Raw genomic sequence first — 22,207 nt, 5'->3', positions numbered from 1 at the left:
CTACGAATGTTGCGCGCCCGCGATCGTTACTTTCGTTACTTCTTGTCGAGCGGGATGATGATCTCGTCCGGATGGACGACGTTGAGCTCCTTGCGCACCATCTCGTCGACCATGTCGGGGTTGGCTCGCTTGGGATCGAGCTGTCGGACGCGATTCTTGAGCTCGGCGCGCTGCTTGTCGAGCGCGGCATATTCCTGCTGCCGCTTCTCGAGCTGACGAGAATATTCCGGATAGGACAAGACGCCGTTGGGGCCGAGCACCGCATAATAGGCGAACAGCCCCATCACGATCAGCGCCGCCGCCGGCAGCCCCGCCCGCCTGAGCAGGGCGTTGACCGGCGATTTGGTGCGCGGGCGATGACGAACGGCAACGGGCATGGTTAATTCTCACCTAATCAACGTGCCGAATCAAGCATTTCCGGCGGGAGTCGTGCGGGGATTCACACTTAAGCCCTTCCCCTTCAGGGGAGGGGTTGGGGTGGGGCCTATCCACGAGCGCCACACCTGCCGCACTGCCCCACCCCCGACCCCTCCCGTGAAGGAGAGGACTTAGGTTTAGGCGCGAATCACGCTGCGGCCCGCATAACGGGCGACGTCGCCCAGCTCCTCCTCGATGCGGATGAGCTGGTTGTACTTGGCGAGCCGGTCCGAGCGGGCCAGGGAGCCGGTCTTGATTTGCCCGCAGTTGGTGGCGACGGCGAGGTCGGCGATCGTGGCGTCCTCGGTCTCGCCCGAACGGTGCGACATCACCGCGGTGTAGGACGAGCGCTGCGCCAGGCTCACCGCCTCCAGCGTCTCCGTCAGAGTACCGATCTGGTTGACTTTGACCAGCAGCGAGTTGGCGAGGCCGCGCTGAATACCGTCGGCGAGACGCTTCGGATTGGTCACGAACAGGTCGTCGCCGACGAGTTGGGTCTTGCCGCCGATCGCGTCGGTGAGTGCCTTCCACCCCTCGAAATCGTCCTCGGCCATGCCGTCCTCGATCGAGAAGATCGGATAGCGGGCGGTAAGGTCGGAGAGGTAGCCAGCCATCTCCGCCGGCGACAGCACCTTGCCCTCACCCGAGATGTGATAGGCGCCGTCCTTGAAGAACTCGGTCGCCGCGCAGTCGAGCGCGAGCATCACGTCGCCGCCGGGGGTGTAGCCGGCCGCCTCGATGCTGGCGACGATGAAGTCGAGCGCCTCGCTGGTCGAGGCGATGTTCGGCGCGAAGCCGCCCTCGTCGCCGACGCCGGTCGCGAGCCCCTTGTCGTGGAGCTTCTTCTTGAGCGTGTGGAAAATCTCTGACCCGCAACGTACCGCCTCGACGATGCTGTCGGCGCCGACGGGGACGATCATGAACTCCTGGAAATCGATCGGGTTGTCGGCATGCTCGCCGCCGTTGATGATGTTCATCATCGGCACCGGCAGCACATGCGCATTGACCCCGCCGATGTAGCGATAGAGCGGCAGCCCGCGCGCGTCCGCGGCGGCCTTGGCGGCGGCGAGGCTGACGCCCAGGATCGCGTTGGCGCCGAGACGGCCCTTGTTCTCCGTACCGTCCAGTTCGATCATCGCCTGGTCGAGCTCGGCCTGGTCCTCGGCCTCGAGGCCCAGCACTTCCTCCGCGATCTCGCCGTTGACCGCGGCGACCGCCTTGTCGACCCCCTTGCCCAGCCAGCGCGCCTTGTCGCCGTCGCGCAGCTCGACCGCCTCGTGCGCGCCGGTCGAGGCGCCCGAGGGAACCGCGGCGCGGCCGAAGCTGCCGTCCTCCAGCATCACGTCGACCTCGACGGTAGGATTGCCGCGGCTGTCGAGGATGGCGCGGGCATGGATGTCGATGATTGCGGTCACGTAACGAGCTCCCTACATGGACGGCTGTGGTGCGTGCGGGCGCCTCTATCGGCTCTTCCCGCCCGCAGCAATGGAACCGGCTCGCGGCACTGCTTGTTCTCGCTCTGAAACGACGAAAGGGTCCGAAACCATGGCTGAAGACACCGGCGCCAAGGGTACTCCCGGCGGCAACGGCGAGCGTGACATCGAGTTCGAGGCCGATCCCGCGGTGCAGGCGCGGATCGACGCGGCCGACCGCGCCAAGGGCACTAAGCGCGGAGCTACCCAGGCGATTCGCGACGAGGCGGGCAAGATCAGCGGCCAGGCGGGCGAGAAGCTCAAGACCCTCGCCGGCGAGGGCAAGGCGCGCGCCACCGACGCGCTCGACGAGTTTGCCAAGCTGCTCGACAAGGCGGCCGGCGACGTCGACGAGAAGCTGGGCGAGCAGTTCGGCGGCTATGCGCGGCAGGCGTCCGGCGCCGTCTCCAAATTCTCCGAGCAGGTGCGCGAGCGCGACGTCGACGACATCTTCGACGATATCAGTGCGTTTGTGCGCAAGTCGCCCGGCGTCGCGATCGGCACGGCCGCCGCGCTCGGCTTCGTCGTCGCGCGCGTGCTCCAGGCCAGCCTCGACGCCGGCCGCGACAAGGCCTGACCTGCGAACGGGGGCACCGGCATGGACGAGGAGGAGCGCGGCGGAAACGAGCCGATCGGCACGGTGTTCGCCGAGCTCACGGAGGATGCCAAGGCCTATGCGGCGGCCGAGCTCGGTTATTTCCGGGAGCTCGCCTTGGCGAAGGCCAAGGAGGTGCGCGACATCGCCCTGCTCGGTTCCTTCGCGATGCTGTTCGCCTTCACCGCACTGATCGCGATCGCGGTGGGCGCGGTGATGATGCTGGCGCCGGAGATCGGTGCGCTGGCCGCGACGGCGATTGTCGGCGTGGTGACGCTGGGGCTCGCCGGCGTTCTCGGCTGGCTCGCCTGGACGCGGCTCACCGCGCTGCTGGAGCCGGATTCGTGAAGGAGGCGAAGCCCTCCCCGCGCCTTTTGCTCGCCGAGGCGAAGCGGACGGAAGCACGCGAGCGGCTGCTCGGCCGGGCCGACGAGCTGAAGACGCGGCTCTCGCCCGGCGCGTTGGCGGACGAGATGATGAATGGCCTGGCCGACCGCGCGACCGAGCTCGCCGGGAAGCGCCCGATGACCTTCCTCGCCGCAGCGGGCGCGCTGGGGCTGGTGGTATTGCGGCGGCCGGTGGCACGCTGGCTGTCGCGCCGCCGCAGGTGATGCAACCGCCGGCGCGGACACGAGTTGAGATCGAGCATGGGCGCGAGCCCGCAACGAAGGACCTGACGATGGCCAAGACGACGACCGAGACCAAAGCCGGTTCCACCCGCCGTTCGGCGACATCACGCCTCAGCGACAGCGCGCGCGGAGCGGTCGAGGCGATCGAGGCGAATCCGGTCGCGGCGGTCGCCGGCGGGCTGGCGATCGGCCTCGTCATCGGCGCGCTGATCCCGCGCGGCACGCGCGAGAAGGAGGCGCTGCGGCCTGTCGGTAAACGCATCGCCGAGGGCGCCAAGGCCGCCGTCGCCGCGGCGCGCGAGACCGGCAAGGAGCAGCTCGACACCGCGACGGCGAGCCGCGACGCCGCCAAGGAAGGCATCCGCAAGGTGCTGGAGAGCGCCGTGGGCGCGGCGCGCGGACGCAAGGAAAACGTCTGAGCGGTTGCATGGCGGGCACGGCTCGCTAAGGAGCCCGCCATGAGCAAGCTTCACCTCGTCTTCGGCGGGCGGGTCAAGGATCCGCAGACGCTCGAGTTCGCCGATCTCAATGCGATCGATGTCGTCGGCATCTTCCCCGACTATGCCAGCGCCGAGAAAGCCTGGCGCGCCGCTGCACAACGCACGGTGGACGACGCCGAGATGAAATACGTGCTGGTGCACCTGCACCGGCTGCTGGAGCCGGAGCTGCCGAAGGAAGGCTGACCCCGCCTCCTCCACCACGTCACCCCGGCCTTGTGCCGGGGTCCACTTCTCCCCAAGCGATACCGCCTGCGGCCCCGTGGATGCCGGAACAAATCCGGCATCACGAATGATCAGAGGCTACTCCGGCCGCACCAGCTCTGCCGTGGTCGCCGCCTTCGCGCCCGGCTGTTCGACCACGCGGATGTTGAGTTCGCGCAGCTGCTTCGCAGTGACGAAGCTCGGCGCGCCCATCATCAAATCCTCGGCCTTCTGGGTCATCGGGAAGACGATGACCTCGCGGATGTTGGGCTCGTCGGCAAGCAGCATGACGATGCGATCGATGCCCGGCGCCGATCCGCCGTGCGGCGGCGCGCCGTATTTGAACGCGTTGATCATGCCCGCGAAGTTGGTGTCGACGTCCTCGCGGGTGTAGCCGGCGATCTCGAACGCCTTGTACATGATCTCCGGCCGGTGGTTCCGGATCGCGCCCGACGACAGCTCCACGCCGTTGCAGACGATGTCGTACTGGTACGCCAGGATATCGAGCGGGTCCTTGGTCTCCAGCGCCTCCAGCTCGCCCTGCGGCATCGAGAAGGGGTTGTGGCTGAAGTCGACCTTCTTCGCGTCCTCGTCATATTCGAACATCGGGAAGTCGACGATCCAGCAGAACTCGAAGCGGCTCTGGTCGATCAGTTCGAGTTGCTCGCCGACGCGCGTGCGGGCGAGGCCGGCGAGCTTGGCGGCCTGCGCTTCCTTGCCGGCAGCGAAGAAGATGCCGTCGTTGGGACCGAGCCCGAGCGCCTCGGCGATCGCCTTCATGCCTTCCTGGCCGTGGTTGTTGGCGATCGGGCCGCCGAACACACCGTCCTTCTGCGTGGCGTAGCCGAGGCCGGGGAAGCCTTCGGACTGCGCCCAGGCATTCATGTCGTCGAAGAACTTGCGGCTCTTTTCCGCGGTGTTCGGCGCGGGGATGGCGCGAACGACGTCGCCCGCCTCGACCATCGAGGCGAAGCGGCTGAAGCCTGAGCCCTTGAAGAACGCCGAGACGTCGGTGATCAGGATCGGGTTGCGGAGGTCCGGCTTGTCGTTGCCGTACTTCAGCATCGATTCGCGGTACGGAATCCGCCGGAACGGCAGCGGCGAGACGGTGCGGCCCCTGCCCTGCCAGTCGGCGAACTCCTCGAACACGCCGTGCAGCACCGGTTCGATCGCGGCGAACACGTCGTCCTGCGTCACGTAGCTCATCTCGAAGTCGAGCTGGTAGAACTCGCCCGGGCTGCGGTCGGCGCGGGCATCCTCGTCGCGGAAGCAGGGCGCGATCTGGAAATAGCGGTCGAAGCCCGCGACCATCAGCAGCTGCTTGAACATCTGCGGCGCCTGCGGGAGCGCGTAGAACTTGCCCGGATGGACCCGGCTCGGAACGAGATAGTCGCGCGCGCCCTCGGGGCTCGACGCGGTCAGGATCGGCGTCTGGAACTCGGTGAAGCCCTGCTCGATCATGCGGCGGCGGATCGACGCGATCACCGCCGAACGCAGCATGATGTTGGCGTGCAGCCGCTCGCGGCGCAGGTCAAGGAAGCGATAGCGGAGGCGGATATCCTCGGGATACTCCTGATCGCCCGCCACCGGCATCGGCAGCTCATGGGCGAATGACTGAACGACCGCCTCGGCCGCCCGCACCTCGACCGTTCCGGTCGGCAGGTTCGGATTCACCACCTCAGGCGCCCGCGCGGTCACCTTGCCGGTGATCGTCACCACCGATTCGCTCCTGAGCGATTCGATCACTTGGAACGCGGGACCATCCACCTCGGTGACGATCTGCGTGATGCCGTAATGATCTCGCAGGTCGACGAAGACGAGATCGCCGTGATCGCGCTTCTTGTGGACCCAGCCCGAAAGGCGGACCTCCTGTCCCACATGGCTCTCGCGGAGTTCGCCGCAGGTGTGCGTGCGGTAGGCGTGCATGGCTTCTCTCTATCGTCATCCCGGCACAGGCCGGGATCTCCCAGTTGTTTGACGGCACCCTTGCGGCACGAGATCCCGGCTATCGCCGGGATGACGGACGGAGGGCGAAACAGGCGCCCGCGCTTTCCCGTCCCTCCCCTCTTTGTCAACCCGCGCGGAGGGTCTATGGGCCGGCGATGCACATTCACGGCCTGATTACCGACTCGGCTACCCTCGCCAATCTCTGCACCCGCCTCGCGCAAAAGCCGTTCATCACGGTCGACACCGAGTTCATGCGCGAGAACAGCTATTGGCCCGAACTCTGCCTCATCCAGATCGCCGACACCGAGGAAGCCGCCGCGATCGATCCCAAGGCGCCTGGCCTCGACCTCAAGCCCCTGCTCGACCTGCTGGTCGACAACGAGGATGTGCTCAAGGTCTTCCATGCCGGCGGACAGGACCTGGAGATCGTCTACAACCTCACCGGCAAAACCCCGCATCCGCTGTTCGACACCCAGATCGCGGCGATGGCGCTGGGGCAAGGCGAGCAGATCGGCTATTCGAACCTCGTCGACAGCTACCTCGGCATCACCATCGACAAGGGCGCGCGCTTTACCGACTGGAGCCGCCGCCCGCTCGACACGCGGCAGATCGACTATGCCATCGCCGACGTGACCCATCTCTCGCGCATCTTCCCCAAGATGCTGGAACGGCTGAGGAAGACCGGCCGCGGCGGCTGGCTCGACGAGGAGATGGAGCGGCTCGCCGACCCCGAGAACTACCGCAACGACCCCGACAAGGCCTGGCAGCGCGTCCGCATCTCCAGCCGCAAGGCCGAGGTGCTGGGGCGGCTGAAGGCGATCGCGCGCTGGCGCGAGCTCGAGGCACAGGGCAAGAACCTGCCCCGCGGCCGCATCGCCAAGGATGAGACGATCGCCGACCTCGCCTCCAACCCGCCGAAGAAGCAGGCCGATCTCGCTAAGGTGCGCGGGCTCTCGGGCTCCTGGGCGACCAACGACATCGGCGGCCGCCTGATGGACGCCATCGCCGCCGCCGAGCCGATGAGCGCCGCCGAGCTGCCGCCGCGCGACGAGCGCGGGCCGGCGCTGGGCAAGGAAGGCGCATTGGTCGCCGATCTCCTCAAGCTGCTGCTCAAGATCCGCGCCCGCGACATCAACGTCGCCGCCCGCCTGCTCGCCCGCACCGACGACCTCGAGGCGCTCGCGGCCGGCCAGCGTGACAAGCTCCCCATCCTCGAAGGATGGCGCTATGACCAGTTCGGGCATGACGCGCTCGATCTGGTCGAGGGCCGGCTCGGCTTCACCGTCCGAAACGGGAAGCTCAAGATGACGCGAACGGAGGAGGAGGCATGATGCGCAAGGTGGGAATGGTTGCGGTCGCGCTGCTGGCGTCGGGGTGCATGGAGCATATGCCGGGGCCGGTCCGCCCGCAGGAGTGCCGGGGCGGCGCGGTTCAGAACTTCGTCGGACGACAGATGACTCCGCGGGTCCAGTCGCGGTTGCGCCAGCGCAGCGGCGCGGCGACGGTGCGCGTCGTGCGGCCGGGCCAGGCGGTGACGATGGACTTCCGCCAGGACCGGCTAACCGTCGACATCGATCAGCGGGGCGTGATCAGGTCGCTGCGCTGCGGCTGACCCGAGCCTATTCGACCACCAGCAGCTCGGGCCGGTCGAACGCCGCGGCGAGCGCCTTGTGTCGGCGCTCGACCGCTTCGCCGTAGACGCCACCGTCTCGCTCGCGGATGAGCAAGCGGACGGCGTCGTCCGACAGCGCCAGCCGGGTACGCTCCAGCGGCGCGGCGACGCCGCCCGACAGCCGCTGGCCGAGCCGCATCGCCAGGCCCCAACGCACCGCCAGCGCCAGCTCGTCGTGCGGCGCGAGGCGGCCGATCGGATCGGGCGATTCGGTGCCGCCGCCGAGGCAGGTGAATAGCGCCTGCGCCACCATCGCCCGCCCGCGCGCGTCGATCGCGACCCAGTTGCCATGCAGCGCCACCTCGACACCGCGCTCGGCGCGGAATTCCGGGTTCGCCCGCCAACCGACGTCGGCGAGCAGGCAGGCCATATGGCGCAGCCGGGCGAGCTCGGCATCCTCGTCCGCAAACAGCGGCGCGATCCAGGCGTCGAGCAGGTCGCCATGCTCGGCGAACCGGCCCAGCCGCCGTCCCTCGTCGCGCGCCGCGGCGATCAGCGGATCCTCGCGCCGTACCGATTGCGGCAGGCGCGCGAACAATAGGCCCTCACGTAGTCCGAACGCCGAAGCGACGGTGGTTGCAGAGCCGAGCTGGCGGAGCAGCGTCGCCAGCAACGCGGCGGCGTCGCCCAGCGTCGGTATGCGCGCGCTGGACAGATTGGTGATCGCCTTGAGCTTGCCCTTCTCGATGTGGCTCAAGGTGCGAGTGAGCCGGGCGATCTCCTCGACGGTCATCGTATAGCCGTGGATCACCGGCAGCGAATAGCCGGTCAAGTGCATGTCGAGTCGGGTCAGCGCCCGCCACGAACCGCCGACGAGGTAGAGCGGCAGGTCCTTGCCCCTGCCCTTCCACCCCGCTTCGCGCACCAGCTTCTCGACACGACGTTCCAGCGCGCCCTTACCCTTGGCGCGGATCGCCGACAGCCGCAGCACGCCGAGCGGGAAGGACACGCGATCGGTAATCGCCCCCGCCACCACGCGGACCAGCTCCAGGCTGCCGCCGCCAAGGTCGCCGACGATGCCGTCCGCATCGGGAAAGGCCGAGAGCACTCCCATGCCCGAGGCGAAGGCTTCCTCCTCCCCCGACAGCAATTCGACGGTGAGCCCAAGCGCCTCCGCCTCCTCGACCAGATCGGGGCCGTTGGAGGCATCGCGGACCGCAGCGGTCGCGACGGTGCGCAGCTCCGTCACCTCCATCTCGCGCGCCAGCCAGGCGAAGCGCTTGAGCGCGAGGCGGGCAGCGGCGAGTGCCTCCGCGTCGATGGTGCCGGTCTCCGACAGCGAGCGGCCGAGGCCCGCCATCACCTTCTCGTTGAACAGCACGGCCGGCAGCCGCTGCGGCCCCTCGTAGACGACGAGACGGATCGAGTTCGAACCGATGTCGATGATTCCAGTTCGCACGGCCCGGGATGCGACCGCCTCCCTCTCCGCGCGGCCGCGGCGGAACATCAGCGTCGCCATCAGGCGCCGGCCACCGGCTCCGGCGCGCGCTCGGGGTGCGTCCGGCGGCGGCGCAGCGACAATTTGGGCACGGCATCCGAATCGAGCGCCGCGCCACGGCCCGAAAGCGAGGGATTGGTCATGAAATAGCGGTGGAGGTTGAACGGCCGGCTGTGACCATGATGGACGCGGATATAGCGGCCATCGGGCTGGAGCTCCCAGCTCTGCTCGTTGTCGATCAGGTTGGCGACCATCACCTGGTCGAGGATCTGGTCGTGCACCGTCGGGTTGAGGATCGGCAGCATGAACTCGACCCGGCGGTCGAAGTTGCGCGGCATCCAGTCCGCAGAGGAAATGAACAGCTTCGCCCCATCGTTCGGCAGCGCCTTGCCGTTGCCAAACGCCCAGATGCGGCTGTGCTCGAGGAAGCGGCCGACCACCGACTTGACGCGGATGTTCTCGGACATGCCTGGCACGCCCGGCTTGAGGCAGCAGATGCCACGCACCACCAGGTCGATCTCGACCCCGGCATTCGACGCTTCGTAGAGCTTCTCGATCACCGCGGGATCGACCACCGAGTTCATCTTCGCCCAGATCGCGGCGGGCTTGCCGACATGGGCATTGGCGATCTCGCCGTCGATCAGCTCCACCAGCCGGTTGCGCAGGTCGCGCGGCGAGTTGGCGAGCAACTCCAGATGCGTCGGCTCGACGTAACCGGTGACGTAGTTGAAGATTGCAGCAGCATCGCGTCCGATGCGAGCATCGGCGGTGAAGAAGCTGAGATCCGTGTAGATTCGCGCGGTGATCGGATGATAGTTGCCGGTGCCGAAGTGGCAGTAGGTCCGGAAGCCCCCGCCTTCCCTCCGCACGACCATCGAGATCTTGGCGTGCGTCTTCCAATCGATGAAGCCGTAGACGACCTGCACGCCGGCTCGCTCCAGCGCCGAGGCCCAGAGCAGGTTCTGCTCCTCGTCGAAGCGCGCCTTCAGCTCGACCACGGCCGTTACCGACTTGCCCGCCTCGGCCGCCGCGATCAGCGCGTTGATGACAGCGGACTGCTTGCCGGCCCGGTAGAGCGTCTGCTTGATCGCCACCACGTCCGGGTCCGACGCCGCCTGGCGCAGGAAGGACAGCACCACGTCGAAGGTCTCGTACGGGTGGTGGACGACAATATCCTTGGCCTTGATCGCCGCGAAGCAGTCGCCGCCATATTCGCGGATGCGCTCAGGGAAGCGCGGGCTGAACGGCGGAAACTTGAGTTCGGGCCGGTCCTCGTCGACCAGCATCGCGAGATCGCCGATGCCCAGGAAGCCACCGGTTTCGGTCAGGATCGCGTCGCTGCCGCCGAGCTCGTCCTTGAGCACGCTTTCCAGCTCCGCGCTGACTCCCGTCTCCATCTCGAGCCGGATCACGCGGCCACGGCGGCGGCGCTTGATGGCGCTACGGAAGTAGAGGACGAGGTCCTCGGCCTCCTCCTCCAGCTCGATGTCGCTGTCGCGCAGGATGCGGAATGACGCGGCGCCTTTGACTTCATAGCCTGGAAAAAGTTGATCAGAGAAACGCTTGAGCAGTGTTTCTACAGTCACGTAGCAGGCCCGCTCGCCGGGCAGGCGCACGAAGCGCGGCGTGCTCGCCGGCAGCAGCACCAGCTCGCGGATCGGTTCGCCGTCCGACAGGCGGACAAGGTCGAACACCACGCTCGACCCCTTGTTGGGGATGAACGGGAACGGGTGTGCCGGATCGAGCGCCTGCGGAGTCAGGATCGGGAACACCTGCTCGCGGAAATGCGCCTCCAGCCATTCGCCGGTCTTGCCGTCGATCTCCTCGGCATCGAGCACGTCGATGCCGGCCTCTTCGAGCTCGCGCTGTAGGTCACGCCACACCGCCTGCTGGCTGTCGACCAGCGCATCCGCCTCGGCAACGATCGCGGCGAGCTGCTGGCCAGGGGTGAGGCCGTCGGGCGAGCGCTGCTCGACGTTCTGGAGCTGCTGGCCCTTGAGGCCGGCGACGCGAACCATGAAGAACTCGTCGAGGTTCGAGCCCGAGATCGACAGGAAGCGCAGCCGCTCCAGCAGCGGATGTGCCGGATTGGTCGCCTCCTCGAGCACGCGGCGGTTGAAGGCGAGCCAGGACAGCTCGCGGTTGAAGTACCGGCTGCCGTCGCCGGCAAGACTGTCCTCGATCTCGTGAATGGTGGCGGCGGCGTGAGTCACAGAAGCTCCGTCGGCTGCGAGGCGGCCTTCTCTGGCACAAGTCCGGCCTCAGACAAGGCGGCACGTACCATCGGAATCGATAATTTTCGCGTACGTCGATGATCGGCCGTTTCCTCGATGCGGTCGACAACGCGCAGGACGGCGAGGTGGCTGCGCTCGACGCGTCTCACCAGCCAGGCGATCAGGTCCGGCCGCGCGTCGAGCTCGCGGCGATCGAACAGATAACGGAGCAACTCCGGCATCAGATCATCGTCGGGCGGCCCGAGCCGCAGCACCGGACTGGCCGCGAGTCGCGACCTGAGATCGGGCAACCGCACCGCCCATTCGGGCGGCGCCGCGTCGGCGACGATCAGCAGCGGCCGGCGCTCGGCCTGGGCACGGTTCCAGGCGTGGAAGATCTCGGTCTCGCTAACCCGCTCGGCATCGTCGATCATCGTGCCGCCGGTCTTGGCGACGAACATGCGTGCGAGCAGGCTGCGGCCCGACTTGCGCGGGCCGACCAGCAGCGCCGCCATCACCGGCCAGGTACCCCAATGCTCGATCGCATGGACCGCGCGTGCGTTCGATTCGCTGACCAGAAACTCGTCCTCGCGGTTGACCGCGGGCTTGGGGAGCGGGAGGTCGAACTGGTCCGGCGTCATCCGCCGCGAGGACTTGAGGTTGCGGTAGGCGTCGGGGTGGGCGCAGGCGTGGAAGTCGGCGACGCGGGCGCCGCCGCGCCCCGGCGGATGCGCAGCGTCGCGCCCGATCCCTGCACGCTCCAGCCGCGGCTCTCGAGCGAGGTCCGGAGCACGGCGACGTCGCCGCTATAGGTCACGCGCATCACCGAGACACCGCCGAGCGCCAGGCTGATCGTCGTCGCGGAGCTGACGCCCGGCACGCTGCGGATCGCCGCTTCGCCGGAGGTGACGGAGGCGGCCGACGGCGTGTCGAACTGGATCGCGACCGCGGTGCCGCCACTGGCGTCGGTGGCGGACGCGACCGGCAGGTCCTCGATCGGCATCGCCGGCTCGACGGTCGGCGTCGCTTCGGGCGTCGGCGGCGGCGACAGCAGCGCGTCGGTACGCAACAACCCGCCCTGGAGGGCATCCTGATAGGCGCGGTCAAGCCGCGCCACGCCCTCATCGAGCAGCGCCGGCAGGCCATCGCTGTTCTCGACGCGCAGCGTGAAGCTGGTCAGCAGCTGCCGATCGGGCCCGTGATAGGCGAAGAACGCCGCCTGGATCGGCCCGTTCGGCCACAGGCGGTTGAGTCGGACCTCCGGCATCAGTACGTCATTGGCGCCGTACTGGTTGAGGATCGTCCGCCACCAGCCGCGCCCGCGCCGTTCGGTCTGGCCGACGTTGAGCAGCAGCGGATCGGCGCCGGTGCCGACCGGACGCACGTAATCGATCAGACTGTTGCCGGTGCGATAGCGCGCCCATGCCTGCTGCCACGGCGTCGCGCGCTCGAATACCTGGCCAGCGCCGCCCGACCACATCACCGGAATCACCAGCATCGGCGCCGACCGGGTGAACTGGGTCGCGACGCCCAGAATCTCGCCGGCCCGCGCACGGTTGAACAGCACGCCGAGCTTGGCGATGTAGCGGGTCGGGCCGATCTGTTCGTTCTCGATGACCACGCCGGTCACGATCGAATCGAGCGTGCCGTCGGCGAGCTGGCTCGGCCGGCCGGTCAGCCGCTGCGACAGCAGCGTCCAGCCTTTGCGCTGGGCGAGGCGCCAGCCGTTGATTCGCGCGGTGTCGGCGTCCTTGGCGGCGACGTCGACGCTGATGCCGCCGACCTCGAAATCTCCCGAGCTGTCGACCGGCGCTGCACCCCGGTCTCCACCCTCGATCTGCGCATAAAGCGCTGCGCCGCCCGCCAGCAGCGCCATCGCAAGGATCAGTCCGGACGTGCGAAGGGAAGGGATACGCGCTGCCATGCGCCGCCCTTTTGGCGAAGCGGGCGTGGAAATCCAAGCGGCTTGTCGATAGGGCGCACGATATGACGAGCTATACCTATGCCGATGCCGGCGTTTCGATCGCCGCCGGAAACGCGCTGGTGCGGGCGATCGCCCCGCTGGCCAAGGCCACCCGCCGCCCCGGCGCCGACGCCGAGCTGGGCGGATTCGGCGGCGTATTCGATCCGAAGGCAGCCGGCTTCAAGGATCCGCTGCTGGTCGCCGCCAACGATGGAGTCGGCACCAAGCTCAAGCTCGCGATCGAGCATGACGCACACGACGGCGTCGGCGTCGACCTGGTCGCGATGTGCGCCAACGACCTGATCGTGCAGGGTGCCGAGCCCCTGTTCTTCCTCGACTATTACGCCAGCGGAAAGCTCGACGCCGCCGTTGCCGAGCGGGTGATCGCCGGGATTGCCGAGGGCTGCCGCCAGGCCGGCTGCGCGCTGATCGGCGGCGAGACCGCGGAGATGCCGGGCATGTACGCCGACGGCGACTATGACCTCGCCGGCTTCTGCGTCGGCGCGGTCGAGCGCGACGCGCTGCTGACCGGCGACAAGGTCGTGGCCGGTGACGTGATCCTCGGCCTCGCCTCCTCGGGCGTCCATTCCAACGGCTTCTCGCTGGTGCGCCGGCTTGCCGCGGACAAGGGTTGGAAGCTCGACCGCCCTGCCTTGTTCGACCACGACGTCCGCCTGATCGACGCCCTGATGGCGCCGACGCGCATCTACGTCGCCAGCCTGCTCCCGCACCTGCGCGAGAAGCGCATCCACGGCCTCGCCCACATCACCGGCGGCGGCCTGCTCGAGAACATCCCGCGCGTGCTCCCCGCCGGCTGCCATGCCCGCATCGACGCCGATGCCTGGGAGCAGCCCCGGCTGATGGCCTTCCTCCAGGCGCAGGGCGCGATCGAGCCCGAGGAGATGGCACGCACCTTCAACTGCGGCATCGGCATGGCGGTAGTGGTGGCGCCGACCGAGGCCGATTCGATCCGGGCAGCGCTCGAAGCCGCCGGCGAAACCGTCTTCCCCATCGGTGCGGTCGAGGCGGGCGAGCGCGGCTGCACCGTCCGCGGCTCCGCCGGCACCTGGAGCGCCCGCGCCGACTGGTCCGCGACTCACCATGGCTAGACGCAAGGTCGGCGTCCTCATCTCCGGGCGCGGATCGAACATGCAGGCGCTGGCCGAGGCGTCCCGCGATCCCACCTGCCCCTATGAGGTCGCGCTGGTCGCCTCCGACAAGGCGGACGCGCCGGGCCTCGCCTGGGCGCACGCGCAGGGCATCGCCACGTTCGCCACCCCAAAGGGCAAGGCCGAGCGCGAGGCCGCGATCGATGCCGCACTCCGGTCCGCCGGCGTCGAAGCGATCGCGCTCGCCGGCTACATGCGCCTGTTGTCGGATGATTTCGTCGCACGCTGGCGCGGCCGGATCGTCAACATCCACCCCTCGCTGCTGCCGCTCTACAAGGGGCTCGACACCCACGCCCGCGCCATCGCCGCCGGGGACGCGGAGGCCGGCTGCTCGGTCCATATCGTCACCGAGGAACTCGACGGCGGCGAGGTGCTGGGCCAGGCGCGCGTGCCGATCCTGCCGGGCGACACGCCGGAATCGCTTGCGGAACGCGTGCTGAGGGAAGAACATCGGCTCTACCCCAAGGTGCTGGCCGAGTTCGTGATGCGATGAGCCCCGACTATCCCGCCGACCTGGAGCGCCTCCGCGCGATCGCGCTGGCGCTGCCCGAGACCGCCGAGCGGCTGTCGCACGGCTCGCCCGGCTTCCACATCATCGGCGGCAAGTTCTTCGCCTATATCTGGCACAATCACCACAACGACGGCGAGACCGCGGTGATGGTCAAGACCACCGGCCGCGACGAGCAGGCGATGCTGATCGAGGCTGCTCCCGATTTCTACTATACCCCGCCCTATCTCGGCCCCTCGGGCTGGGTGGCGATGCGGGTCGGGCGGCCCGACACCGACTGGGACCGGATCGGCGACCGCGTCGCGATCAGCTGGGAGCTGGTGGCGCCGCGCCGGCTGCTGGAGGCGGGCGGACGATGAACGAGACCAAGACCGCGGCCGAAAAGGCCGAGGACCGCGCGATCCGCCGCCGCTGGATCACCATTGGCGAGGGCGTGGCAGTCGCCGGCGTTCTGATCGCCGCCGGATCGCTGTATCTGAGCTGGTCGGAGAAGCGCGAGACCACGGCGGAACGCCAGGCGGAAAAGGCGGAGGAGGCGCGCAAGGCCACCACCGTCACCTTCGTCGGCAAGCCGGACGGCGACGACCTGACGCTCGCCGATCCCGCGCATCCGGGCGTCGCCAGCATCGACGTGAGCTTCCCGCGCGCGCTGGGCGTGCCGGTACAGACCGCGGTGCTGGAGCCGCGGATCGAAGCCGGATGGGTCCACAAGCCGCTGCTGGATGCGACCGACGGCGGCCCCGATCGGGTGCAGGGACGCCTGCCGGTGTTGATCGCGGCCACGGTGAGCGGCGATAACGGCCAGAGCGTCGACCGGGCGATCTATGATGTCGTGTTCGAGACCGAAGGGCGGACCTTCGGCGGCCGCGGCCTCAAGCTGAAGGGCGTGCTGCTGCGCCAGCATGTCGCGGCCGGCGACGCCACCGCTCGCCTCGATCAGCTCTGGGCGATCGAGGCGAGACGATTGGCAGGACTCAGGAAAAACTAGCCGTCATCCCGGCGAAAGCCGGGATCTCAGGCGGAAGGCGCGATACGGCACGAGATCCCGGCTTTCGCCGGGAGCTGGCTGACGACAGATCAGCCGACGATCTCTTCCGGCTTGAAGAAGAACGCGATCTCGATCGCCGCATTCTCGTCCGAATCCGAACCATGGACCGAGTTCGCCTCGATCGACTCGGCAAGCTCCTTGCGGATCGTGCCGGGCTCGGCGTTCGCCGGGTTGGTCGCACCCATGATGTCGCGGTTGCGCTGCACGGCGTTCTCGCCCTCGAGCACCTGCACCACCACCGGGCCGGAGGTCATGAAGGCGACGAGATCGTTGAAGAACGGCCGCTCCTTGTGGACCGCGTAGAAGCCCTCGGCTTGCTCCTTGGTCAGGCGCAGACGCTTGGACGCGACGACGCGCAGGCCTGCCTCCTCCAGCATCTTGGTGACCGCGCCAGTCAGGTTGCGGCGGGTGGCATCGGGCTTGATGATCGAGAACGTCCGGGTCGCGGCCATGGCCGTGCGGCTCCTGTTGTCTGGTGATGGTGGAAAACTGGCGTCGCCCCTAGTCGGGCGATGGGGCGAATGCAACCGTTAGCCCCGGTTTGCTTCCCCCCTAACCCATTCGCCCTGAGCTTGTCGAAGGGCCGTTCATTCTTCGTACCGCTGGCCTGTGGGCAGAGAAGAAGGACCGCGCTCCGACAAGCTCAGCACGAACGGGTGAGTAGCCTCACGCCGCCTGCTGCCAGCGGCCGTTCTCGTCCTGCTTCCAGTAGCGCCGCTCAACCCCTTCGCGGCCGGCAAGCTCCTTCCACGCCAGCCGCGCCGCCGCGACGCTGTCGGCATCGAAGAAATGGAAGGCGCGGTCGAAGCTGAGCGCCTCCTCGCGCCACACCCCGTCCGCCAGCGCGACGTTGCGCGCGCCGTTGCCGGCTTCCAGGCTGCCCGCGATCAGGATCGGCTGCGCACCGTCATCCCCGCTCCCGGCCTGAGCATGGGGCAGGAAGCTCTCTGGCGCGTAGGTCCACAGCAGCCGGTCGAGCCCGGCGCGCTGCGCCTCGCCGTCTGCCACGATCAGCAACCGCCCACCGCCCTCCACCACTCGCTCGGCGATGCGCGGGAGCACCCGCTCCAGCGGCGCGGCGGTCAGATGGTAGAAATCGACCTGCATCAGCCCTCGAAATTGTCGCGCACGAACCGGTCGAGCAGCCGGACGCCGAAGCCGGTCGCGCCCTTGTCGAAGGTGGTGCCGGCCTTGTCCGCCCACACCATGCCGGCGATGTCGAGATGCGCCCATTTGACGCCATCGTCGACGAAGCGCTGGATGAACTGCGCCGCGGTGATCGACCCGGCGCCGCGCGGGCCGACGTTCTTCATGTCGGCGATCGGGCTGTCGATCAGCTTGTTGTACGCCTCGCCCAGCGGGAAGCGCCACAACAGGTCGCCGCTCGCCTTGCCTGCGGCGAGCAGCTGGTCGGCCAGCGCATCGTCATTGGCGAACAGCCCGGCATGCTCGTTGCCCAGGCTGATGATCATCGCGCCGGTCAGCGTGGCGAGGTCGACGATCGTCTTGGGCTTGTGCACCTTCTGCACCCAGGTGATCACGTCGCACAACACCAGCCGCCCCTCGGCGTCGGTGTTGATCACCTCGATCGTCTGGCCCGACATCGAGGTGACGACGTCGCCCGGACGCTGGGCATTGCCGTCGGGCATGTTCTCGACCAGGCCGCACACGCCGATGACGTTGGCCTCGGCCTTGCGCAGCGCCAGCGCCTTCATCGTACCGACGACGGCGCCCGCGCCGCCCATGTCCCACTTCATGTCCTCCATGCCGGCGCCAGGCTTCAGCGAGATACCGCCGGTGTCGAAGGTCACGCCCTTGCCAACTAGCGCCAGCGCCGGATCGCCCGCGCCGGCGCCGCTCCACTTGAGCGCCAGCACCCGCGCCTCGCGCACCGATCCCTGGCTGACGCCGAGCAGCGCGCCCATGCCAAGCTCGGTCATCTCGGCCTCGCCGAGCACGCTGATCTCCAGCCCCAGCCCCTCGATCGAGGCGAGCACGCGGGCGACGAAGCTTTCGGGATAGACGATGTTGGCCGGCTCGGTGACCAGCGCGCGGGTCAGGGCGAGGCCCTCGGTCACGGCATCCTGCGCGGTCCAGGCGGCATCGGTGCCGTCGGGTGCGTGGACCAGCGCGACCTCGGTCAGCGTCGGGCGCTGCTTGTCGGAAAGTTTGGTGCGATAGACGTCGTGACGCCACCCGCGCTGCGCCGCCGCCGCCGCGAAACGAGCCGCGGCCTTGGCGCTCGGCGCCGATTCGAGGCTGGCGAAATCGACCGCGACCCGAGTGACGCCGCCGACCAGGAACCGCGCGGTGAGCGCGCCGCCCGCCTTCTCCCAGTCGGGCTCGTTGCCGGCGCCGATGCCGATCAGGGCGACACGGCGGACGCCGCCGCCGGTGTCGGGCACGAAGAACTCGCCGATCGCTCCCGCCTCGCCGTCGAAGCGCGCCGCGCCCGCCGCTTCGGTCACTAACCGGCGGGCTGCCTCGTCGAGCATGTCGAGCTTCGCCTGCCCCAGCCCGTCCTTGGCGACCGGCAGCGCCAGTACCGAAACGTCGACGGGCAGCGAATTGAGCAGGCGAATCTTCATTTGAGGTCCCATTGAGCAGCTGGAGCCATATACGGCGGGGAAAGCTTGTGCTCTCTTAGGCCGATGCGCCAAGAGGGCAAGCCGGACCGACGTTGCGATGGCCCACGGCCTGCGATAGGGCCGGCCGCCGGCCGTTTGCCGGCCGTTGTGGAGACGCCCCGTCACGTGAAGCGAACCGCCCTGTTGTTGTCCGGCGCTTTCGGCCTGTCGCTTCTCGCCTTGCCCGCGGCCGCGCAGGAGCTGCAGGATCGCGCCACGCAGCCGGCGCCTCCACCCGAGACGCCGGCGTCGACCGATCCCGAGCAGATCCAGTTCAGCGCCGACACGCTCGAATACGACAACAATACCGACACGGTGACGGCCACCGGCGACGTCCGCCTCTACCGCGAGGGCAACCGGCTGCGCGCGGACAAGGTGGTGTGGAACCGCAAGTCCGGCCAGGTCGTCGCCACCGGCAACATCGCCGCGACCAATCCCGAAGGCGACATCGCCTACGGTGACCATATCGAGCTGACCGACACGCTGAAGGACGGCGTGATCGAGAACATGCTCGTCGTGCTCGACCAGGGCGGCCGCATCGCCGCCCGCCACGGCGTGCGCAGCGATAACGGCGTCATCACCGTCGATCAGGCCGCCTACAGCCCCTGCGACGTCACCGCCTCCAACGGCTGCCCCAAGGAGCCGACGTGGAAGATCAGCGCGGTGCGCGTCGTCTATGACCCCGCGCTCGGCCGCATCAAATATAAGGGCGCCAAGCTCTCGATGTTCGGCCTGCCGGTGATACCGCTGCCGACCTTCTCGCATCCGATCGGCGGCAAGAGCGACGACGGCTTCCTGACGCCCGACATCCGGCTCGATCGGGTGAACGGGCTCGAGATCGCGATCCCCTATTATTTCAACTTCAGCGACAGCCGTGATCTCACGATCACGCCGCACATCTTCAGCGATGCGCTGCCGCTGATGCAGGCCGAATATCGCCAGCTCGATTCGCTCGGCGCCTTCCGCATCGGCGGCTATGCCACCTACAGCCGGCGCAGCGATGATCTCACCACGGGCAACACGACGCTCAGCAGCGAGAATGCCTTCCGCGGCTATATCGACAGCGCTGGCCGTTATCAGCTCTCGCCTGAGTGGAGCATCAGCGAATCGATCCGGCGCGCCACCGACCGCACTTTCCTCCGCCGTTACGACATCTCACGCGAGGATCGGCTGCGCAGCACCGTGCGGCTCGAGCGGATCGATGCGGACAGCTATTTCGCGATCACCGGCTGGTCGGTGCAGACGCTGCGGCTGACCGGCGACCAGGGAATGCAGCCGGTCGCGCTGCCGGAGATCGACTATCGCCGCCGCTTCGACGACGGCCTGATCGGCGGCCGCTTCGAGCTCCAGCTCAACAGCCTGGCGCTCACTCGCAGCGAGGGGCAGGACACCCAGCGCGCCTTCGCCTCGATGCGCTGGGACCTGAGACGCGTGACCGACTGGGGTCAACAGGTGACCTTCACCGCCTATGCCCGCGGCGATGTCTACAACACGCGCGACGTGCTTTCGACCGCGGTGGCGAGCTACCGCGGCGACGAGGGTTTCTCGACCCGCGCGATCGGCGCGCTGGCAATCGACGTGCAATGGCCGTTCATCGGAAGCGCGTTCGGGGGCACCCAGCGGATCGCGCCGCGCATCCAGATGGTGGTCGCGCCCAAGCTCGCCAACCTCTCGATCCCCAACGAGGATGCCCGCGCGGTCGACCTCGAGGATTCGAACCTGTTCGCACTGAACCGCTTCCCCGGCTACGACCGGTTCGAGGATTCGACGCGCTTCACCTATGGGCTCGACTACGCCCTCGACCTCCCCGGCTTCGCGCTGGAGGCCAATGTCGGCCAGAGCTACCGCCTGAGCCAGCGGCCCTCGATCCTGCCCGACGGCACCGGCCTGTCCGACCGTTTCTCCGACATCGTCGGCCGCACGACGATCCGCTATCGCGATTTCATCAGCTTCACCCACCGCTACCGTCTCGACAAGGACAGTTTCGCGGTGCGCCGCAACGAGATCGACGCGACGATCGGCAGCCGCAAGACCTATGTGCTGCTCGGTTACCTGCGTCTCAACCGCAACATCGACACGCTCGAGGACCTGCAGGATCGCGAGGAAGCGCGGGTCGGCGGCCGGGTGCAGTTCCAGAAATTCTGGTCGGTGTTCGGTTCGGCGACGATCGACCTGACCGACAAGGCCGAGGACCCGACATCTCTCTCCGACGGTTTCCAGCCGGTTCGCCACCGGCTCGGCTTCGCCTATGAGGACGATTGTCTCAAACTTGGCCTGACCTGGAAGCGCGATTATCAGAACACCGGCGACGCGCGCCGCGGCAACAGCTATCTGTTGACCCTATCGTTCAAGAACCTGGGCCGCTAAGCCTCGGTTCAGCCTCAATCTGATTTTAGGCAGCATCGCGACGTGCGCCTATGGGACTTACGGGAAAGCAGCAGTTGGTGAAGAGCATTGTTCTGAAGACGGCGGCGATCGCCGCGACCCTCGCCGTGGCGGGGGCGCTTGCGGCGCAGACGGTGCCGGACGACACTCAGGAGACGCCGAGCACCGGGCTCGACCTGCCGTCGAACCTCCAGATCTTCGGCAAGGTGGACCCGAACGTCCGCAAGCCGACCGCGATTGTCAACGATACGGTGATCACCGGCACCGACGTCGATCAGCGCGTGGCGATGATCCTGGCGCTCAACCAGTACAAGCCGAACCCTGAGGAACTCGACCGGCTGAAGCTCCAGGTGCTGCGCGGCCTCATCGACGAGACGCTCCAGATCCAGGAGGCCAAGACGCGCGAGATCACCGTCACGCCGGCCGAGATCGATCAGAGCTTTTCCCGCGTCGCGCGCAATTTCCAGAAGAGCCCGACCGAATTCTCGGCCTTCCTCAAGTCGGTCGGATCGTCGGACCGCTCGCTCCGACGCCAGATCGAGGGCGAGCTTGCCTGGAACCGCCTGCTGCGCAGCCGCGTCGCGCCGTTCATCAACGTCGGCGACGAGGAGGTGAAGTCGATCATCGACCGCCTCAAGGCCTCGCAGGGCGTCGAGGAATATCATCTCAAGGAAATCTACCTCTCCACCACGCCCGAGCGGCAGCAGGAGGTCTTCGCCAACGGGCAGAAGATGATCCAGCAGATGCGCCAGGGTGCGCCGTTCGAGTATTTCGCGGCCAATTTCTCGGAGGCCTCCACGCGCGCCAAGCAGGGCGATCTCGGCTGGATCCGGCTCGGGACGCTGCCGGATTCGCTGCAAGCGGCCGCTACTCAGCTCGAGATCGGCCAGATCGCCGGGCCGGTCGAGGTGCCGGGCGGCTTTTCGATCCTCTACCTCGTTGACAAGCGGAAGATCGGCATGCCCGACCCCCGCGATGCGCGGCTGAGTCTGCGTCAGCTGTCGATCAAGTTCCCGCCCGGTACGACCGAGGCGCAGGCGACCCAGCGCACCTCCGCCTTCGCCACCGCCATCCAGGGGATTCGCGGTTGCGGCGACGTTTCCAAGGTGGCGACCGACATCGGCGCCGAGGTGGTCGACAATGATTCGGTCACGATCCGCCAGCTTCCGCCGCAGCTCCAGGATATCATGCTGAAGCTTCAGGTCGGCCAGGCCACGCCAGCGTTCGGCTCGCCGCAGGAAGGCGTGCGCACGCTGGTACTGTGCGGCCGCGACGATCCGCAGACCGCCGCCATGCCCGACCCCGAGCAGGTTCAGGCGCAGCTCGAGGAGCAACGCGTCAACCTGCGCGCCCAGCGCATGCTGCGCGACCTGAGGCGCGACGCCGTCGTCGAGTATCGGTGACGGCGATGAACGCGGAGCCC

23 protein-coding genes are annotated in these 22,207 nt (G+C 68.0%); 13 read left to right on the top strand and 10 right to left on the bottom strand.

Features of this window, described 5'->3' with window-relative positions; translation table 11 throughout:
- Nucleotides 1–35: 35 nt before the first annotated feature.
- Together LZK98_RS11270 and eno are read right to left on the bottom strand one after the other, a co-directional pair.
- Nucleotides 36–377: an FtsB family cell division protein gene (locus tag LZK98_RS11270; RefSeq protein WP_233782430.1), complete on the bottom strand. Its 342-nt coding sequence runs from the start codon at nt 375–377 to the stop codon at nt 36–38.
- Nucleotides 378–554: 177 nt separating this feature from the next.
- Nucleotides 555–1,832: a phosphopyruvate hydratase gene (gene eno, locus LZK98_RS11265; RefSeq protein WP_233782429.1), complete on the bottom strand. Its 1,278-nt coding sequence runs from the start codon at nt 1,830–1,832 to the stop codon at nt 555–557.
- 130 nt (nt 1,833–1,962) lie between these two features.
- Here eno and LZK98_RS11260 point away from each other — a divergent pair, with 130 nt between their 5' ends.
- The 5 genes from LZK98_RS11260 to LZK98_RS11240 all read left to right on the top strand — a co-directional run bounded on the left by LZK98_RS11260 (nt 1,963) and on the right by LZK98_RS11240 (nt 3,796).
- Nucleotides 1,963–2,466 (top strand): hypothetical protein, encoded by a 504-nt coding sequence (locus LZK98_RS11260; protein WP_233782428.1) that lies wholly within the window; start codon nt 1,963–1,965, stop codon nt 2,464–2,466.
- 21 nt (nt 2,467–2,487) lie between these two features.
- Nucleotides 2,488–2,832 (top strand): phage holin family protein, encoded by a 345-nt coding sequence (locus tag LZK98_RS11255; RefSeq protein ID WP_233782427.1) that lies wholly within the window; start codon nt 2,488–2,490, stop codon nt 2,830–2,832.
- On the top strand, nt 2,829–3,095 hold the full coding sequence (locus LZK98_RS11250) for a hypothetical protein (protein WP_233782425.1): 267 nt from the start codon (nt 2,829–2,831) through the stop codon (nt 3,093–3,095). The genes LZK98_RS11255 and LZK98_RS11250 overlap by 4 nt, the downstream gene beginning before the upstream one ends.
- Before the next feature lie 68 nt (nt 3,096–3,163).
- On the top strand, nt 3,164–3,532 hold the full coding sequence (locus LZK98_RS11245; protein WP_233782415.1) for a hypothetical protein: 369 nt from the start codon (nt 3,164–3,166) through the stop codon (nt 3,530–3,532).
- Between the two features lie 39 nt (nt 3,533–3,571).
- A complete protein-coding gene (locus LZK98_RS11240; RefSeq protein ID WP_233782413.1) occupies nt 3,572–3,796 on the top strand; it encodes a DUF4170 domain-containing protein in 225 nt (74 codons plus the stop codon).
- A gap of 117 nt (nt 3,797–3,913) precedes the next feature.
- Here the strand turns inward: LZK98_RS11240 and aspS are convergent, their stop codons facing one another.
- On the bottom strand, nt 3,914–5,740 hold the full coding sequence (aspS, locus tag LZK98_RS11235; RefSeq protein ID WP_233782411.1) for an aspartate--tRNA ligase: 1,827 nt from the start codon (nt 5,738–5,740) through the stop codon (nt 3,914–3,916).
- A gap of 176 nt (nt 5,741–5,916) precedes the next feature.
- On the opposite strand from aspS, the gene rnd reads away from it, so the two are divergent.
- Together rnd and LZK98_RS11225 are read left to right on the top strand one after the other, a co-directional pair.
- A complete protein-coding gene (rnd, locus tag LZK98_RS11230) occupies nt 5,917–7,092 on the top strand; it encodes a ribonuclease D (RefSeq protein WP_233782410.1) in 1,176 nt (391 codons plus the stop codon).
- A complete protein-coding gene (locus tag LZK98_RS11225; RefSeq protein WP_233782409.1) occupies nt 7,092–7,373 on the top strand; it encodes an I78 family peptidase inhibitor in 282 nt (93 codons plus the stop codon). The genes rnd and LZK98_RS11225 overlap by 1 nt, the downstream gene beginning before the upstream one ends.
- Nucleotides 7,374–7,380: 7 nt before the next feature.
- Here the strand turns inward: LZK98_RS11225 and LZK98_RS11220 are convergent, their stop codons facing one another.
- Genes LZK98_RS11220 through LZK98_RS11205 form a run of 4 tightly spaced genes read right to left on the bottom strand, consistent with a single transcriptional unit; the run spans nt 7,381 to nt 13,008 of the window.
- A complete protein-coding gene (locus LZK98_RS11220; protein ID WP_406694200.1) occupies nt 7,381–8,880 on the bottom strand; it encodes a Ppx/GppA phosphatase family protein in 1,500 nt (499 codons plus the stop codon).
- Nucleotides 8,881–8,891: 11 nt separating this feature from the next.
- A complete protein-coding gene (locus tag LZK98_RS11215; RefSeq protein ID WP_233782407.1) occupies nt 8,892–11,084 on the bottom strand; it encodes an RNA degradosome polyphosphate kinase in 2,193 nt (730 codons plus the stop codon).
- A complete protein-coding gene (locus tag LZK98_RS11210) occupies nt 11,081–11,725 on the bottom strand; it encodes a P-loop NTPase family protein (RefSeq protein WP_233782401.1) in 645 nt (214 codons plus the stop codon). Before LZK98_RS11210 ends, LZK98_RS11215 begins: the two co-directional genes overlap by 4 nt.
- Complete coding sequence (locus LZK98_RS11205; protein ID WP_233782400.1) at nt 11,722–13,008, bottom strand: heavy-metal-associated domain-containing protein; 1,287 nt, start codon at nt 13,006–13,008, stop codon at nt 11,722–11,724. The genes LZK98_RS11210 and LZK98_RS11205 overlap by 4 nt, the downstream gene beginning before the upstream one ends.
- A 62-nt stretch (nt 13,009–13,070) precedes the next feature.
- Here LZK98_RS11205 and purM point away from each other — a divergent pair, with 62 nt between their 5' ends.
- Genes purM through LZK98_RS11185 form a run of 4 tightly spaced genes read left to right on the top strand, consistent with a single transcriptional unit; the run spans nt 13,071 to nt 15,712 of the window.
- Nucleotides 13,071–14,156 (top strand): phosphoribosylformylglycinamidine cyclo-ligase, encoded by a 1,086-nt coding sequence (gene purM / locus LZK98_RS11200; RefSeq protein WP_233782398.1) that lies wholly within the window; start codon nt 13,071–13,073, stop codon nt 14,154–14,156.
- Nucleotides 14,149–14,709, top strand: coding sequence for a phosphoribosylglycinamide formyltransferase (purN, locus tag LZK98_RS11195; RefSeq protein ID WP_233782397.1), 561 nt, complete (start codon nt 14,149–14,151; stop codon nt 14,707–14,709). Before purM ends, purN begins: the two co-directional genes overlap by 8 nt.
- Nucleotides 14,706–15,083, top strand: coding sequence for an MmcQ/YjbR family DNA-binding protein (locus LZK98_RS11190; RefSeq protein WP_233782395.1), 378 nt, complete (start codon nt 14,706–14,708; stop codon nt 15,081–15,083). The genes purN and LZK98_RS11190 overlap by 4 nt, the downstream gene beginning before the upstream one ends.
- Nucleotides 15,080–15,712: a hypothetical protein gene (locus LZK98_RS11185; protein WP_233782394.1), complete on the top strand. Its 633-nt coding sequence runs from the start codon at nt 15,080–15,082 to the stop codon at nt 15,710–15,712. The genes LZK98_RS11190 and LZK98_RS11185 overlap by 4 nt, the downstream gene beginning before the upstream one ends.
- An 89-nt stretch (nt 15,713–15,801) precedes the next feature.
- Here LZK98_RS11185 and ndk read toward each other — a convergent pair whose 3' ends face one another.
- The 3 genes from ndk to LZK98_RS11170 form a co-directional block, all read right to left on the bottom strand.
- Entirely contained in the window at nt 15,802–16,224 is a 423-nt protein-coding gene (gene ndk / locus LZK98_RS11180) for a nucleoside-diphosphate kinase (RefSeq protein WP_233782393.1), read from the bottom strand.
- 214 nt (nt 16,225–16,438) lie between these two features.
- Entirely contained in the window at nt 16,439–16,879 is a 441-nt protein-coding gene (locus tag LZK98_RS11175) for a DNA polymerase III subunit chi (protein ID WP_233782391.1), read from the bottom strand.
- Nucleotides 16,879–18,360 carry a leucyl aminopeptidase gene (locus LZK98_RS11170; RefSeq protein WP_233782389.1) on the bottom strand — a complete coding sequence of 494 codons (1,482 nt, stop codon included), beginning with the start codon at nt 18,358–18,360 and terminating at the stop codon, nt 16,879–16,881. The genes LZK98_RS11175 and LZK98_RS11170 overlap by 1 nt, the downstream gene beginning before the upstream one ends.
- 165 nt (nt 18,361–18,525) lie before the next feature.
- Between LZK98_RS11170 and LZK98_RS11165 the strand changes: the two genes are divergently transcribed.
- Together LZK98_RS11165 and LZK98_RS11160 are read left to right on the top strand one after the other, a co-directional pair.
- Nucleotides 18,526–20,766, top strand: coding sequence for an LPS-assembly protein LptD (locus LZK98_RS11165; protein WP_233782385.1), 2,241 nt, complete (start codon nt 18,526–18,528; stop codon nt 20,764–20,766).
- Nucleotides 20,767–20,816: 50 nt separating this feature from the next.
- Entirely contained in the window at nt 20,817–22,187 is a 1,371-nt protein-coding gene (locus LZK98_RS11160) for a peptidylprolyl isomerase (RefSeq protein WP_406693340.1), read from the top strand.
- Nucleotides 22,188–22,207: the final 20 nt, after the last annotated feature.

This window comes from Sphingomonas cannabina (assembly GCF_021391395.1).
Lineage (GTDB): Bacteria > Pseudomonadota > Alphaproteobacteria > Sphingomonadales > Sphingomonadaceae > Sphingomonas > Sphingomonas cannabina.
Note: the sequence above shows the minus strand (reverse complement) of the source record. Positions and strands in the feature narration are given on the sequence as shown.

Coding starts and splice junctions, on each gene's coding strand:
- LZK98_RS11160 (WP_406693340.1), top strand. CDS start 20,817: ATGGGACTTACGGGAAAGCAGCAGTTGGTGAAGAGCATTGTTCTGAAG.
- LZK98_RS11170 (WP_233782389.1), bottom strand. CDS start 18,360: ATGAAGATTCGCCTGCTCAATTCGCTGCCCGTCGACGTTTCGGTACTG.
- aspS (WP_233782411.1), bottom strand. CDS start 5,740: ATGCACGCCTACCGCACGCACACCTGCGGCGAACTCCGCGAGAGCCAT.
- LZK98_RS11185 (WP_233782394.1), top strand. CDS start 15,080: ATGAACGAGACCAAGACCGCGGCCGAAAAGGCCGAGGACCGCGCGATC.
- LZK98_RS11225 (WP_233782409.1), top strand. CDS start 7,092: ATGCGCAAGGTGGGAATGGTTGCGGTCGCGCTGCTGGCGTCGGGGTGC.
- LZK98_RS11190 (WP_233782395.1), top strand. CDS start 14,706: ATGAGCCCCGACTATCCCGCCGACCTGGAGCGCCTCCGCGCGATCGCG.
- LZK98_RS11210 (WP_233782401.1), bottom strand. CDS start 11,725: ATGACGCCGGACCAGTTCGACCTCCCGCTCCCCAAGCCCGCGGTCAAC.
- LZK98_RS11245 (WP_233782415.1), top strand. CDS start 3,164: ATGGCCAAGACGACGACCGAGACCAAAGCCGGTTCCACCCGCCGTTCG.
- LZK98_RS11270 (WP_233782430.1), bottom strand. CDS start 377: ATGCCCGTTGCCGTTCGTCATCGCCCGCGCACCAAATCGCCGGTCAAC.
- rnd (WP_233782410.1), top strand. CDS start 5,917: ATGCACATTCACGGCCTGATTACCGACTCGGCTACCCTCGCCAATCTC.
- LZK98_RS11220 (WP_406694200.1), bottom strand. CDS start 8,880: ATGTTCCGCCGCGGCCGCGCGGAGAGGGAGGCGGTCGCATCCCGGGCC.
- LZK98_RS11175 (WP_233782391.1), bottom strand. CDS start 16,879: ATGCAGGTCGATTTCTACCATCTGACCGCCGCGCCGCTGGAGCGGGTG.
- LZK98_RS11255 (WP_233782427.1), top strand. CDS start 2,488: ATGGACGAGGAGGAGCGCGGCGGAAACGAGCCGATCGGCACGGTGTTC.
- purM (WP_233782398.1), top strand. CDS start 13,071: ATGACGAGCTATACCTATGCCGATGCCGGCGTTTCGATCGCCGCCGGA.
- LZK98_RS11260 (WP_233782428.1), top strand. CDS start 1,963: ATGGCTGAAGACACCGGCGCCAAGGGTACTCCCGGCGGCAACGGCGAG.
- LZK98_RS11205 (WP_233782400.1), bottom strand. CDS start 13,008: ATGGCAGCGCGTATCCCTTCCCTTCGCACGTCCGGACTGATCCTTGCG.
- LZK98_RS11240 (WP_233782413.1), top strand. CDS start 3,572: ATGAGCAAGCTTCACCTCGTCTTCGGCGGGCGGGTCAAGGATCCGCAG.
- ndk (WP_233782393.1), bottom strand. CDS start 16,224: ATGGCCGCGACCCGGACGTTCTCGATCATCAAGCCCGATGCCACCCGC.
- purN (WP_233782397.1), top strand. CDS start 14,149: ATGGCTAGACGCAAGGTCGGCGTCCTCATCTCCGGGCGCGGATCGAAC.